We start from the raw sequence: 13,821 nt of genomic DNA on the forward strand, positions 1-13,821 counted from the left end.
GTGAACCAAAGCCTGAAGAAGCTTGGATTCGCCTTCGTGCTAGTGAGGCGTATCTTAAGCCGGTCTTAAAGTGACCGATGGCCGCAGCATGGCCGGGCAGCGTGCCGCACATTGCGGCAAATGGTTGCGGGCTGAGCAATCCCATTGCTCGGCCATCGGCTCGACGCCGAGCAGCACGAGCCTGGAATCACGGCGTCATCCCGGGCCAAGCCCGGGATGACGCCGTGTCCGGACAAAACCTCAGCGCGAGAACTTCTTGTACTGGATGCGCTTGGGGATGGTGGAGTCGATGCCGAGGCGGCGCTTCTTGTCCTCCTCGTATTCGGCGAAATTGCCCTCGAACCACTCGACATGGCTGTCGCCCTCGAAGGCGAGGATATGCGTCGCGATGCGGTCGAGGAACCAGCGATCGTGGCTGATGATCACGGCGCAGCCGGCATAATCCTCCAGCGCCTCTTCCAGCGCGCGCAGCGTGTCGACGTCGAGGTCGTTGGTCGGCTCGTCCAGCAGCAGCAGGTTGGCGCCCGACTTCAGCATCTTGGCGAGGTGGACGCGGTTGCGCTCGCCGCCCGAGAGCGAGCCGACCTTCTTCTGCTGGTCGCCGCCCTTGAAGTTGAAGGCCGAGCAATAGGCGCGCGAATTGATCTCGCGCTTGCCGAGATAGAGGATGTCGTTGCCGCCGGAGATTTCCTCCCAGACGTTCTTCTTGTCGTCGAGCGAGTCGCGGCTCTGGTCGACATAGCCGAGCTGGACGCTCTCGCCGACCTTGATCGTGCCGGAATCCGGCTTCTCGGCGCCGGTGATCATCTTGAACAGCGTCGTCTTGCCGGCGCCGTTGGGGCCGATCACGCCGACGATGCCGCCGGGCGGCAGCTTGAAGGTCAGCCCGTCGATCAGCAGCTTGTCCTGGAAGCCCTTCGACAGATCCTCGAAATCGACGACGTTGTTGCCCAGCCGCTCGGCGATCGGGATGATGATCTGCGCGGTGTCCGGCCCCTTGTTGTTGGCCTTCTGGACGAGTTCGTCATAGCGCTGGATGCGGGCCTTGCTCTTGGCCTGGCGGGCCTTGGGCGAGGCGGCCATCCACTCCGCCTCGCGCTCAAGCGTCTTCTGGCGGGAGACGTCCTCGCGGCCTTCCTGCATCAGGCGCTTCTGCTTCTGCACCGACCAGGCCGAGTAGTTGCCCTCATAGGGGATGCCCTGGCCGCGATCGAGCTCGAGGATCCAGCTCGTGACGTTGTCGAGGAAGTAGCGATCATGGGTCACGATCAGGATCGCGCCCGGATAGGTGCGCAGATGGCCCTCGAGCCAGGCGGTCGTCTCGGCGTCGAGATGGTTGGTCGGCTCGTCGAGCAGCAACAGCTCCGGCTGCTCCAGCAGCAGCTTGCACATGGCGACGCGGCGGCGCTCGCCGCCCGAGAGCTTGTCCACGGGCCAGTCGTCCGGCGGGCAACGCAGCGCGTCCATTGCCTGGTCGACCTTGGAATCGAGATCCCACAGCCCCTTGGCCTCGATCTCGTCCTGGAGATTGGTCATCTCGTCGGCGGTCTCGTCCGAATAGTTCATGGCGAGCTCGTTGTAGCGGTCGAGGATCGCCTTCTGCGGCGCCACGCCGAGCATGACGTTGTCGCGGACGTTCAGCGTCTCGTCGAGCTTGGGCTCCTGCGGCAGGTAGCCGACGCGTGCGCCTTCAGCGACCCAGGCCTCGCCGGTCCACTCCTTGTCGAAGCCGGCCATGATCTTGAGCAGGGTCGACTTGCCCGCGCCGTTGACGCCGAGCACGCCGATCTTGGCGTCGGGATAGAAGGAGAGGTGAATGTCCTTCAGAACCTGCTTGCCGCCCGGATAGGTCTTCGACAGGCCGCGCATATGGTAGATGAACTGGCGGGACATGGGGCGTGCGGGCTCCGCTGGCGGACCGATGGTCGGGCGTGTCGGGAAATCTGGCGCGTATGTAGCGAGGCGCATCGCAAGCCGCAACCGGTGGCGCGATTGTACACCGACATCGGCGGCCTGAATAATGCCGCGCCGGGCGAGCATCGAAGGGGCATCCGACGTGTCAGATGAAACAGGCCGCGCCACCATCGAGCTGCGTCTGGCCAACAGCGACCAGCTGTTCAACACGCTCGATCCCTTTCCCTTTCGGGAGGGCGACATCGATGTCGATGCCGAGCGCTACATCGTCGAATGGGCGCAGGACCTACCCGAGGACTCGGACATCGCGATCGTCATCCATCTGCAGGGGGCGGCGGACCCCGGAAAGCCCCGTCCCGATCTCGCCGCCGCCATCACCGGCTGGTTCGCCGCCAAGGCGCGCGCCGAATCCCACGCCCTGCGGGCGCTGTTTCGCGACGGGAGGCTCGCCTTCCTGATCGGCTTCGCCGGCCTGTCGTTTTGCCTCTTCCTGAGCTTTCTGCTGACCCAGCGCTCCGAAGGCCCCTTTGCCCGGGTCCTGCAGGAAAGCCTCGTGATCATCGGCTGGGTGGTGATCTGGCGCCCGGCCGAGATGTTCCTCTACGACTGGCTGCCGCTGCTCCGCCGCAAGCGGCTCTACCAGAGGCTGGCCAGGGCCGCAGTGACGGTGAGGATGGAGGCCTGAAGCGCCCTCAAGCCGGCTCGACCAGCCCGGCCAGGAAGCGCACGAACCGCTTCGTCCGGCCAGGCCGGGCCGAGGGACGTTGCGCCAGTTGCACGACGACCAGCCGATGCGCGGGAACCACCGCGATGAACTGGCCGCCGAACCCCGCCGCGAACGCCGCACCCGGTCCAAATCGTGCGGCCGGCAACGTCCACCACAGATAGCCATAGCCGAGATCACCGCGATCCGTCGTCGAATGCGCGCTCAGCGACTGGGCGACCCAGTCCGATGGGATGATCTGGCGCCCGCCCCAGTTGCCGCGATCGAGGATGAGTTGGCCGAAACGGAGCGCGTCCCCCGCCGTCAACTTGAATGGATAGGCCTCATGACGGGATTGTGGAACGCGCACATACCGACCGTCATCGGCTTCGAAGTCCACCATCCCGATGGGCCGCGCGATGCGATGGGCGAAGCTGGCGAAGATGTCCTCGCCGGTCTGCCGCCGGTAGATGGTGCCCAGAGCGTTGAAGTCCCAGTTGTTGTAGAACCAGAACGTGCCGGGGGCGTGGCTGCCGCGCGCCGGTCGCTTCTCGCGCATATCGGCGGTCTCATGGGCGGACACATGATAGACCCCTGAGCGCGCTCCGAGCAGATCGCGCACCGTCGCCTGTTTTTCGGGCTCGGTCAGGGCGGGCGGCAGATCGTCGATGCCGAGTTGCGCAAGCGTCGCCGACGGGTCGATTCGCTTCTCGGCGATGGCGATCCCATGGAGCGCGCCGAGCAGGCTTTTGCGCACCGAGGCGACATCGATTTTAAGCCGCTCATTCCCCAGGCTCGCCAGCCGCTGGCCGTCGCGCATGACGATCAAGGCCGCCAGGGCCTCATCCCGAAATTGCTCGTCCGCCAGGCTGGCGGCGGCGCTCGATCCCGCCGAGCCTCGCGCATGCAAGGCCGACGCCGCACCGAGCCAGGAAAAAGCGGCCAGCGCAAACAGGCGGCGACGCGTGGGGTCGATCATGCTCATCGCCGAAATCCGGGGGCGCTTGTCAGGAGTGAGGTATGGCGCAGCGATCCACGGCTTCATTATGACGCGCGCGCTTCACGAACGCGCCAGACCCGTGACCCGGCTCTTTCCTCGGCCCGGCTTTTGCCGCAGCCTGAACGGGCTGGGCAGCATGGGAGCCGTCGATGACGATGTCGAAGCCTCTTGTCAGGTGGACCCTGGCGCTGGCCGGACTGGCCGCGGCGGCGTTCTTGCAACCTGCGGCTCCCGCCGCGGCCCAATCCGACGAACCTGGCTGCCGGCCGGAGATGGCGTCGCTGCGGCCGCCGATCCAGCCCGCCAATCTTGCCCTCGCCAACCTCGCCAAAGACGAGGTGCGGCTGACCTTCGTCGGCCACGCCAGTTTCCTGATCGAGACGCCCGCCGGGGTGAAGGTCGCGACTGATTACAACGATTATGTCCGGCCGCAGGTGACGCCCGACATCGCCACGATGAACAAGGCGCATTCGACCCATAATTCGCGCAATCCCGATCCCGCGATCAGGCAGTTGCTGCGCGGCTGGGACCCCGCCGGCGCGGGCGCCGCCAAGCACGACGTCACGGTGGGCGACGTGCGCGTCCGCAACGTACCGACGAACATCCGCAGCTATGATGGCGGCACCGATTACGACGGCAACTCGATCTTCGTCTTCGAGATCGGCGATCTCTGCATCGCTCATCTCGGCCATCTGCACCACCCGCTGGAGCCCGGCCATCTGCGCGCGCTCGGCCGCGTCGATGTCGTGCTCTTCCCGGTCGACGGCAGCTACACGCTCGACCAGGACGGCATGCTGGAGGTGCTGAAATCGCTGCAGGCGCGCGTGATGATCCCGATGCACTTCTTCGGCGGCGGTACGCTCGCCCGCTTCCTCGCGCGCAGCGAGGGGCTCTGGCCGGTCGAGCGCCGCGAGCAGGCGACGATCACGCTGGGCAAGGCGACGCTGCCGGCCAAGCCGGCCATGATCGTCCTGCCGGGACATTAGCGTTCCGCACGGCCCAGCCGCCGGGTCAAGGACGCCAAGCCGCCTGAACGCCGACGTTAACGCGTCGCTGAGGCTGATCCGAGGCTTGTCTTGCCGAAGCGGCAGATCGTGACATCCTCTCGTCCATCGGGAGTCCGTCCTCATGCGCCGCATCGCTGCCATCGCCTGCCTGCTCGCGACCGCCACATTGCTGCCTGTTCAGGCCGAGGCGGCCAAGATTCGCATCGGCGGGCGCAGCTCAGCCTCGTCCACCACGACCAGCCGCAGCATCGCTGTCGCGCCTGGCGTCGCCCTTGGCGCGAACCGCGCGCAGGCCGCTGGCAGCCAGCCCGGGCGTGTGCCTTTCCCGCCTGCGACGGTCCATCGGACGCAGGAGCCCGTCCCGCTGCGCCTCTCGGCGAACAGCGAGGCCAAGAAGCCGTGGTGCCAGACCGATATCGTGGTCGGCGGCTTCTGCATGATGAACTGACGGAGCAGCCGCTCAGGCGCGGCTGACGCGCCCTTCCAGCGGATAGGCCGGATCGTTGTAGCCCGGCGTCGAGGGATGGCCCGGCGGCACGAGCGAATCCACCAGCGCCTCGTCCTCCGCCGTGAAATCGACATCGAGCGCCGAGAGATAGGCCTGCCATTGCTCGAAGGTGCGAGGGCCTGCGATCGCGGCGGTCAGCAAGGCGTTGTTCAACACCCAGCGCACCGCGAACTGGATCGGCGTCAGCCCGCGCTTTTCGGCATGCTCCCTGATGATCTGGGCGATGACGAGGCTTTCCTGGCGCCACTCCGCCTGCATCATCCGCCTGTCGCCCCGCCCCGCCCGCGTGCCTTCCGAAGGCGCCTGTCCCGGCGCGTATTTCGCCGTCAGCACGCCCCGCGCCAGCGGCGAATAGGAGGCGACGCCGAGACCGTAATGCCCGCAGGCCGGAAGGTGCTCGACCTCGGGCATCCGGTTCATCGCGTTGTAGCAGGGCTGGCTGACCACCGGCCGGTCGATGCTTAAGCCGTCGCAGATCCGGCAGATCTCCGCCAGCCGCCAGGAGCGATAGTTGGACAGGCCGAAATGGCGGATCTTGCCCTGGCGGACGAGATCGGCCAGCGCATGCACCGTCTCCTCCAGCGGCGTCTGGTGATCCTCCTTGTGGAGATAGTAGATGTCGATGAAGTCCGTCCCGAGCCGGCGCAGGCTGTCTTCGCAGGCCTGCATCACCCAGCGCCGCGAAAGGCCGCTCCGGTTCGGCCCCTCCCCCATCGGATTGGCGACCTTCGTCGCCAGGATCCAGTGCTGGCGCTGGCCTGCGATGGCGCGCCCGGTGATCTCCTCCGAGCGGCCCTCATTGTAGGCATCGGCCGTGTCGATGAAGTTGATGCCGGCCTCGCGGGCATGGCCGACGATGCGCAGGGATGTCGCCTCGTCGGTCTGGCCGCCGAACATCATCGTACCCAGGCAGAGCGGCGAGACCTTGAGGCCGGAGCGGCCGAGGCGGCGATAATCCATGGCGATGTCCTTGTGCTGGCGCGCCCGACCTTGCGACGGCCGCGCCCGCGGCGCCAGAGCCATCGACGCGCGAGAGTCATCGACGCGCGCCAGCCCCGCACCGCGCCTCCGCCGGCCGCGCAAGGAAATCCTTAAGCTTTTCTGGGACCGTGACGCATTCTCTTGCGGTCACCCGATGAATCTCGCCCAGCTCATCCAGAGCCAGAACTTCGCGCTGCTGATGCAGGCGCTGGACCAGGCCGGCGCGCTGACGGCCGGGCGCACCGTGCCCGCACGCCTGCTGGCGCTGGAGCCGGACGGCACCGCGACCGCCGCGATCGGCGACGCCAAGGTCTCGCTCGTGCTCGCGGGTGCCCAGGCAAAGGAGGCCGCGCTCCAGCCCGGCGCGACGCTGATGCTGCGCCTCGAGGCGCCCGAACGGCCGGGCGGCGATCTTCGGGCCACCCTCGTCGAGATCCGCCCCCGCCCAACCCTGCCAAGCCCGGCCCCGGCAGCGGGGACCGCGCCGCAGCCGGCGCCCGCCGCACCGCCTGCCCTCGGCAACCCACCCGTGCTCCCGGCCACGGTCGCGCAGTCAGGTGCCGCAGGAGCCGCCGCCCCGCCAGTCGCGCTTTCGGGTTCGGCGCCGCCGGCACCCGCCCCGGCCGCCTCGTCTGCTGAGGCCGGCCCCGCCGGAGCAGCCGCGGTGAAAGCAGGTCCCGCAGCGGACATGGTGCGCGGCCCCGGCGGAAGCCCCGACGCCGCGCCGACCCCCTCGCCTCGCGCGCTGATCGGCCCGATGCTCGGCGCCGCGCTTCAGCGGCAGGACAGCCTCGCGCCGCTCTTTGCCAATCTGCGTGGAATTTCGGAGGGCGCGCTGGCCCTCGCCCTGCCGAAGTCGATGCTGGCAGCGGTCGATCATGTCCTGGCCCAGGCGATTCCGGTGGAACGGGCGCAGCTGACCGGCCCAAGGCTGCAGGAGGCGGTGAAGGCCTCAGGCCTGTTCATGGAGGCGAACGCCGCCACCGGACGCGTCGTGCCGCCCACCGGCGATCTCAAGGCGGCGCTGACGGCGCTGCGCCAGACGCTGGCGCCCCTGATCGAGGCTCTCTCTCCCTCGCCCCAGACAGTGCGGCAGGCACAGGCGGGGAGCCATGTCACGCTTCAGGACACAATCGCCCCGCCCCCGCCGCGCCGCGACGGCCCGCTCGCTCCGCAGGCCCCAGCGGAACGCAGCATCGTCCCCGGCGACACGCCTGCCTCAATCGCAGCGACAGTGCTCAAGCAGACCGATGCGGGGCTCGACCGGATCAAGCTGACGCAATATGCCTCGCTGCCGCTGGAGACGCCCCGGCCGGAGAGCCCGCAGGCCACGCCGCAGCGCTGGCTGACCGAGATCCCGCTGGCCTTCCATCACGGGACCGCGATTCTGCCGTTGCAGGTCGAGCGGGACCCGCCCCGCCGCAGCGTCGAGGGCATCTCGCCGCCGGTCTGGCGCATTCGCTTCGCGCTCGACGTCGAGCCGATGGGGCCGTTGCAGGGCGTCGTCACGTTGCAGGGCCGCGCCGTCGGCGTCACGCTCTGGGCCGAGCGGGAGGAAACCGGGCAGATGCTGCGCGGCGCCGCGCCCGGCCTGGAATCGGCGCTGCTCCATGCCGATTTCGGCGCAGGGGCGGTCGATGTCCATACGGGCCGCCCGCAGGTCGCACAGCCCACCGCGGGGCAGTTCCTGGACCGCCTGTCATGAGCGCGCCGCGCCCGCCCCGCATCGCTGTCGCGCTCGAATATGATGGGCACGGCGCCCCGCGCGTCACCGCCAAGGGCCGCGGCGAGCTGGCCGATCGCATCGTCGAGACCGGGCGCGAGCACGGCGTCGCCGTCGAGGAGAATGTCGTGCTGGCGCAGGCGCTGTCCGCCGTGGAGCTCGACGACGAGATCCCCGAGGAGCTCTACCGCGCCACCGCGCAGGTCATCGCCTTCGTGCTGTCGCTGCGCGGTGAGCTCGACCGCGTCAGGCGCGGCGGCCGGCGCTCGTGAACAGCGGCATCGTCGTCCGGCGGCTTGACGCAGCCGCCTATGCCGGGCTGGGCGAGGCCTTCGCCGAGCTGGCGGGCCATGCGCTGGAACCCAATCCGCATATGGCCCCTGCCGCCGTGGGCGCTGCGACGAAGCTCGTCCCACCCGAGGAGATCGTGGTGCTCTGCGCCTGGCTGAGCGAGGCGCTCGATTTCGAGAGGCTGGTGGGCGTCTGGGCCTTCCGCCGGATGAGCGGGCCGCGCAGCGGCTTCGCGCCCGTGCTGGTCTCGCCCCTGGTGCCGCTCTACGAGGTCTCCTCGCTGCCGGTGGTCGACCGCGACCGCGCGGCGGACGCCTGCCGCGCTCTGATGCGCCATGTGCTGGCCTCCGGCGACCTTCCCCACAGCCTGAGCCTTCCGCTTCTGCCGCTCGAAGGGCCCGGATTCGATGCCCTGTCCGAGGCTTGCGCCGACATCGGCGGCAGCATGGCAGTCTATGAGAGCTGGTCGCGCCCGGTCATGATCCCGCGACCCGGCGACGAGCCGGAAAGCTATCTGCGCCGCTCGCTCGGCTCCCGCTACAAGAAGCGCATGCAGCAGGTCCGCGCCGTCGGCCGCAGCGGCGCCCTCACCTTCCGCCGCAGCCGCGGCGCCGCGGCGAGCGAAGCGCTCGAGGCCTTTCTGGTGCTGGAAGCCGCCGGCTGGAAGGGCAAGAGCGGCACCGCCATCGCCTGCGATCCCGATCATGCCCGCTATATCCGCCGGCTGGTGCAGCTTTTCGCGGAGGCGGACGGCGTGCTGGTGGACGCCCTGCTGCTCGACGGCAAGACGCTGGCGATGGGCCTGCTCCTCGAAAGCGCAGGCCGGCGCCATTTCCTCAAGATCGCCTATGACGAAGCCGAGGCCCGCCATTCGCCGGGCCGGCTGCTGACCGTCGCGATGCTGCGCGCCGACCTGGGCGGCGCGCCGCCCGCCTTCTTCGACAGCGGCGCGGGCGAGGAGGTCGATGCCGGCACCTATGTCTGGGGCGAGAGGCGGCGCATGGGCAATGTCGTGATGCAGATCGGCAAGAAAGGGTTCGATCCGGTGCGCATTGCCGCGGCCGCCCGCTACTGGATGAGACGCCTGCGGGCCGTCCTGCACCGGCACCGGCAGAAGGGGGCTGCCAAGCCCGGCGCTTGACCCGCACGCCGACGCGTCGCTAACCACGGTGCTCCGCCGCTCGTCAGAAAATTGGCGTACGGCTCGGCCATCGCGCGCCCCTTCGAGGGCATCCCGATGGTCGATCTCATTTCCGCAGCATCGGAGACGGCGATGACCTCGATAGCCCGGATCGGTATCGTCACCGTCTCGGACCGCGCCTCGGCCGGTCTCTATGCCGACGAGGGCGGTCCCGCGATCCGGGCCTATTTCGAGAAGGTCCTCACCTCGCCTTGGGAGGCCGTCGCCCGCATCATCCCCGACGACCGGGCGCTGGTCGCGCAAACCCTGATCGAGCTCGCCGACCGCGAAGGCTGCTGTCTGGTCGTCACCACGGGCGGCACTGGCCCAGCCCCGCGAGACGTGACGCCGGAAGCGACCGAGGACGTGGTCGAGAAGCCGATGCCGGGTTTCGGGGAACTGATGCGCCAGGTCAGCCTCGCCAAGGTGCCGACCGCGATCCTGTCGCGCCAGACCGCCGGCATCCGCGGCAGGACGCTCATCGTCAACCTGCCGGGCCGGCCCCGCGCCATCGCCGAATGCCTCGACGCGGTGATGCCGGCGATCCCCTATTGCATCGACCTGATCGAGGGCCCCTATCTGGAAACGGATCCGGCGGTGATCGCGGCGTTCCGGCCGAAGAAGTAGGGTTCCGTCTTCCTGCAAGAAAGAATCGCGGGTCAACCCGGGCGACCGCGGGGAGACCCGGGATCCATGCCGGAAGGTTTCCTATCAGCGTTCCGGAATGGATCCCGGATCTTCGCTTCGCCTTGTCCGGGATGACCGCGATGAAGAGCCCAGGAGAAACAGCTCAGCCCGTCCCCAGCTCCCGCCCGATCGCCTGCACCAGTTGCGGCGCCAGCGGGCCCGTCGCGGCACCGAAGCCGCCGACGAGCGAGCCGTCCCGGCCGATCAGGTATTTGTGGAAGTTCCAGCGCGGCGCCTCGGCCGGTTTCAAGGCTGCCGCCCAGCGATAGAAGGGATGCGCCTCCGGCCCGCGCACGGGCGCCTTGTCGACGAAGGTGTAGGTCGCGCCGTATTCGTCATGGGCCGCCTGCGCGATCGCGGCGCCCTCCAGCGGCTCCTGCCCGCCGAAATCATTGCTCGGAACGGCGACCAGCATCAGGCCGCGCTCGCGATAGCGCTGCCAGAGCTGCTCCAGCGTCGCCATCTGGCCGGCGAAACCGCAGCGGGTGGCGGTATTCACGATCAGGATCGGCCGGCCGCGGTAGTCCGAAAGCGGCAGCGTCTTTCCGTCAGGCCTGCCGAAGGCGAAACCATATGCGCCTCCTGCCGCGCCCTGTCCTCTCGCCGCGCCGGGCATCACGCTCGCCGCCAGCCCCGCCATCACCATCCGCCGATCCATCATCGCATCCTCCTCCGCACGATGCAGATACGTCGAGCGCGCACGAACGGATGCGCCCCGCAAGCCTCTCGGCTCCGGGGCGCATCGGCAATGCACATTGGCGCGAGCCGCCCAGGCGGCCTGGCGGGATCATCGCAGGGGCATCGCATGGTTCCGAAAAGTGGATGCCACTTTTCGGTTCGATGCCGAGGCCTCAGCAGGCGAGGACCTTCTTCACCCGCACTTCGAGGTCGCGCAGCTCATAGGGCTTGACGACGTAATGGTCGGCCCCGTTGGAGGTCGCCTCGTCCATCTTGTCGACCGAGCGCTCGGAGGTCGCCATGATGATCTTGATCTGGTTCAGCTCCGGCACCGAGCGGATGGCGCGCAGCAGGTCGATGCCGCTCATCCCTTCCATGTTCCAGTCGAGCAGAAGCAGATCGTAGCGCTTGGTCTGCATCTTCATCAGGGCCTCGCGGGCGTTCTCCGCCTCGTCGATGTCCTGGAACTCGATCTGCTTCAGGAAGTAGGTCGCCAGGCCGCGCATGCTCTTCTGGTCGTCCACCACCAGGATGCGGTACTCGCTTCTGGCCTTTGACATGTCCGTCTCCTCACGCCGTCCGCAGATTGGGGCGCTCGCCGAGCAGGTGGCTCACAGCCGCGCCGATCTGGCCCAGCGGCACCACCCTGTCGGCGGCCCCGATCTCGAAGGCCGCTTTCGGCATCCCGTTTACCACGCAGGTTTCCCCACTTTGGATTAACGTCTCCGCCCCGGCCTTCCTCATGGCTAACAATCCGTCTGCGCCGTCTCGCCCCATGCCGGTGAGCAGGATGCCGAGCGCCTGGGCGCCGATGCTGCGCGCCACCGAATGAAACATCACGTCGACGGAGGGCGAGTGCCCGCTGACCAGCGGACCCTCCTTCAGGCAGCAGATGAATTCGCCGCGCCGCTCCTCGATTTCCAGGTGGCGCGGCCCGCCCGGCGCGACCACTGCCATGCCGGGCCTGAGCCGGTCGCCATCGGCCGCCTCGCGCACGTCGAGACCGGTTGCCGAGGCGAGCCTGCCCGCGAACTTCGCGGTGTAGCCGGGCGGCATATGCTGGACGACCGCAATGGGGAGCCGCAGATGCGCCAGGTCGCGCATCACCGTCTGCACGGCCGGGACGCCGCCGGTCGAGGCGCCGATCGCGATGAAGGAGGTCTTGCCCGGGCGCATCGGCTCGCGCGCCGATGCAGGCCGCGCCGAGGCCAGGGCAGAGGGCTGTGCCATCTGGCGTGCGGCGGCGATCATCTTGCGGCTGCCGGCCGCGCGCTGAAGCGCGCCGACGAGATGGGCCATGAAGCCTTCGAGCGTGTTGGTCGTGCCGTCCGGCTTCTCGATGAAGTCGATGGCGCCGAGTTCCAGCGCCTGAATGGTGTTGTCGGCGCCCGGCCCGCCGAAAGCCGAGACGATCAGCACCGGCAGCGGGTCCTGCTTCAGCACGCGGGCGAGGAGCTTCAGCCCGTGCCGGCCCGGCAGCTCGAGGTCGAGCGTGACGACATCCGGCCGCAACTCCTGGATCGCGTCCCAGCCCTCTTCGGCGGAGCCGGCCACCCCGATGACCTGGAAGCCCGGCGCAGCATCGATGATCTTCGTCATCAGCTTCTGCATCAGGATGGAGTCGTCGACGACCAGTACTTTGACAGGGGCCGTGGACGAGGGTGTGAAACTCATCACCACACCTCCACTTCACCGGCGACCGGCTGCGTCTTGAGCCGGTTGAGGTAGGCCATTTCCTGCTGCTGGTCGGGATCGCGCGCGGTCGACTGCACGTGCTGCACCCAGGCCCGGCCGGTCGCGGGCTGGTAGTGGATCCTCCGCGAGCGGTTGCCGCCGACATCCTTGGAGACGATCGGAATGCCTTCGCGCTTCAGGAACTCGTTGACGAAGGCGATGTTGCCGTCGCCGATCGCCAGCATCGTCGCGCCCGAGAGCACCCGCGCACCGCCAAACACTTTCGCCTCGAGATTGGCGCGCCTGGCACCGCGCTTCAGCAGGCCGTTGATGAGCACCTCCATCGCGGTGTCGCCATAACGCTCGCCGGCATTGGCGTCGCTGCCGTTGTTCTTCGGCAGCAGGAAATGGTTGAGCCCCCCGACCCCGGCCTGCGGATCGCGCATGCAGACCGAGACGCAGGAGCCCAGCACGGTCGCGACGATCTCGTCCTTGGCGGAGGTGATCTCATGCTCGCCCGGAGCGACGGTGATGATCGTCGCGTCGAAGCGCGGGTCGAAATAGCGGCGAGAGGACCGTGTAACGCTCATGCTGTCCTCTCGTAGATCGTCCGGCCGATGAGGCGAAGATTGGCGTGCGGCTGCGGCAAGGATTCCGAATGGCCGAGATAGAGGAAGCCACCCGGCGCGAGCAGCGTTACGAACCGGTCGAGAATCGAAGCCTTGGTCTGGGTGTCGAAATAGATGAAGACGTTCCGGCAGAAGATCACGTCGAACGGCCCGCTCATCGGCCATTTCTCGATCAGGTTCAGGCGCTTGAAGGCGATCATCCGGCGCATCTCGTCCGCCATGCGCACCTCGCCGCGGGCGGCGTTGCCCTCCAGCTTCATCAGCGGCTTCACATCGGCCGGCAGCCGCTCGATCAGATCGGTCGGATAGATGCCGGCCTCGGCCCGCGCCAGGATGTCGGTGTCGATGTCTGTCGCGAGGATCTTGAAATCGATGTCGTGACGGTTGCCGATCGCCTCGCGGCAGGATGCCGCGATCGAGTAGGGCTCCTCGCCCGAGGAGCAGGCCGCCGACCAGATGCGGATGCGGCCCCTCCGGCTCGCCCGCTCCTGCACCAGCCGCGGCATCACATCCTTGCGCAGGTGGTCGAAATGGTGGCGCTCGCGAAAAAAGGCCGTGTGGTTGGTGGTGACGGCGTTGATCAGCTCGGGCAGCTCGCCCGCGGCCTGAGGCGTCTTCAGGAAGGCGCAATACTCCGCCACCGAGTTGAGGCCCAGCGCCTTGACGCGGCGGGCCAGGCGCCCGCGCGTCATCGCTTCCTTGTGCTCGCGGATGACGATCCCGGCCTGCTCATAGACAAGGGCCGCGATGAACTTCATGTCGTCGCGCGTCAGCGTGACGTCGGCCGCGGACGCGGGCGATGCGAAGCCCATGGGGGGGAGAGGGACGAGGCCTGATCGCGACATG

Annotated in this window: 15 protein-coding genes; 7 read left to right on the forward strand and 8 right to left on the reverse strand. The window is 68.2% G+C overall.

All coding sequences use genetic code 11. The features are described 5' to 3' along the window. Positions 1-240: 240 nt before the first annotated feature. Complete coding sequence (gene ettA / locus BW981_RS06210; RefSeq protein WP_076437295.1) at positions 241-1,893, reverse strand: energy-dependent translational throttle protein EttA; 1,653 nt, start codon at positions 1,891-1,893, stop codon at positions 241-243. A 163-nt stretch (positions 1,894-2,056) separates the two neighbouring features. On the opposite strand from ettA, the gene BW981_RS06215 reads away from it, so the two are divergent. Further along, entirely contained in the window at positions 2,057-2,599 is a 543-nt protein-coding gene (locus BW981_RS06215) for a hypothetical protein (RefSeq protein ID WP_139333649.1), read from the forward strand. A gap of 7 nt (positions 2,600-2,606) precedes the next feature. Here the strand turns inward: BW981_RS06215 and BW981_RS06220 are convergent, their stop codons facing one another. Then, positions 2,607-3,602 (reverse strand): serine hydrolase domain-containing protein, encoded by a 996-nt coding sequence (locus BW981_RS06220; protein ID WP_076437298.1) that lies wholly within the window; start codon positions 3,600-3,602, stop codon positions 2,607-2,609. Between the two features lie 164 nt (positions 3,603-3,766). Here BW981_RS06220 and BW981_RS06225 point away from each other — a divergent pair, with 164 nt between their 5' ends. Both BW981_RS06225 and BW981_RS06230 read left to right on the forward strand, forming a co-directional pair. After that, positions 3,767-4,603 carry an MBL fold metallo-hydrolase gene (locus tag BW981_RS06225; protein ID WP_139333650.1) on the forward strand — a complete coding sequence of 279 codons (837 nt, stop codon included), beginning with the start codon at positions 3,767-3,769 and terminating at the stop codon, positions 4,601-4,603. Positions 4,604-4,745: 142 nt separating this feature from the next. Next, the gene (locus BW981_RS06230; protein ID WP_076437299.1) at positions 4,746-5,072 is read left to right on the forward strand and encodes a hypothetical protein; all 327 of its coding nucleotides are present in this window, start codon (positions 4,746-4,748) and stop codon (positions 5,070-5,072) included. A 12-nt stretch (positions 5,073-5,084) separates the two neighbouring features. Here the strand turns inward: BW981_RS06230 and BW981_RS06235 are convergent, their stop codons facing one another. Then, complete coding sequence (locus BW981_RS06235; protein ID WP_076437773.1) at positions 5,085-6,092, reverse strand: aldo/keto reductase; 1,008 nt, start codon at positions 6,090-6,092, stop codon at positions 5,085-5,087. A 175-nt stretch (positions 6,093-6,267) separates the two neighbouring features. On the opposite strand from BW981_RS06235, the gene BW981_RS06240 reads away from it, so the two are divergent. The 4 genes from BW981_RS06240 to mog all read left to right on the forward strand — a co-directional run bounded on the left by BW981_RS06240 (position 6,268) and on the right by mog (position 9,934). Beyond that, the gene (locus tag BW981_RS06240; protein ID WP_076437300.1) at positions 6,268-7,818 is read left to right on the forward strand and encodes a flagellar hook-length control protein FliK; all 1,551 of its coding nucleotides are present in this window, start codon (positions 6,268-6,270) and stop codon (positions 7,816-7,818) included. Continuing rightward, on the forward strand, positions 7,815-8,108 hold the full coding sequence (locus BW981_RS06245) for an EscU/YscU/HrcU family type III secretion system export apparatus switch protein (RefSeq protein WP_076437302.1): 294 nt from the start codon (positions 7,815-7,817) through the stop codon (positions 8,106-8,108). The genes BW981_RS06240 and BW981_RS06245 overlap by 4 nt, the downstream gene beginning before the upstream one ends. Further along, positions 8,105-9,268 carry a GNAT family N-acetyltransferase gene (locus BW981_RS06250; protein WP_076437303.1) on the forward strand — a complete coding sequence of 388 codons (1,164 nt, stop codon included), beginning with the start codon at positions 8,105-8,107 and terminating at the stop codon, positions 9,266-9,268. The genes BW981_RS06245 and BW981_RS06250 overlap by 4 nt, the downstream gene beginning before the upstream one ends. A gap of 132 nt (positions 9,269-9,400) precedes the next feature. Then, complete coding sequence (mog, locus tag BW981_RS06255) at positions 9,401-9,934, forward strand: molybdopterin adenylyltransferase (RefSeq protein ID WP_076437774.1); 534 nt, start codon at positions 9,401-9,403, stop codon at positions 9,932-9,934. Between the two features lie 163 nt (positions 9,935-10,097). Here mog and BW981_RS06260 read toward each other — a convergent pair whose 3' ends face one another. From BW981_RS06260 to BW981_RS06280, 5 genes are all read right to left on the reverse strand, one after another. Continuing rightward, positions 10,098-10,655, reverse strand: a complete 558-nt coding sequence (locus tag BW981_RS06260; protein WP_076437305.1) for a glutathione peroxidase — start codon at positions 10,653-10,655, stop codon at positions 10,098-10,100. Between the two features lie 190 nt (positions 10,656-10,845). Continuing rightward, the gene (locus BW981_RS06265; RefSeq protein ID WP_076437307.1) at positions 10,846-11,232 is read right to left on the reverse strand and encodes a response regulator; all 387 of its coding nucleotides are present in this window, start codon (positions 11,230-11,232) and stop codon (positions 10,846-10,848) included. Between the two features lie 10 nt (positions 11,233-11,242). Then, positions 11,243-12,346, reverse strand: coding sequence for a chemotaxis-specific protein-glutamate methyltransferase CheB (cheB, locus tag BW981_RS06270; RefSeq protein ID WP_076437308.1), 1,104 nt, complete (start codon positions 12,344-12,346; stop codon positions 11,243-11,245). Beyond that, positions 12,346-12,936 carry a hypothetical protein gene (locus BW981_RS06275; protein ID WP_076437310.1) on the reverse strand — a complete coding sequence of 197 codons (591 nt, stop codon included), beginning with the start codon at positions 12,934-12,936 and terminating at the stop codon, positions 12,346-12,348. Before BW981_RS06275 ends, cheB begins: the two co-directional genes overlap by 1 nt. After that, on the reverse strand, positions 12,933-13,820 hold the full coding sequence (locus BW981_RS06280) for a CheR family methyltransferase (RefSeq protein WP_244560238.1): 888 nt from the start codon (positions 13,818-13,820) through the stop codon (positions 12,933-12,935). The genes BW981_RS06275 and BW981_RS06280 overlap by 4 nt, the downstream gene beginning before the upstream one ends. Position 13,821 lies beyond the last annotated feature (1 nt).

Origin of the sequence: Allobosea sp. TND4EK4 (assembly GCF_900156025.1) — a bacterium.
In the GTDB taxonomy this organism is placed as follows: domain Bacteria; phylum Pseudomonadota; class Alphaproteobacteria; order Rhizobiales; family Beijerinckiaceae; genus Allobosea.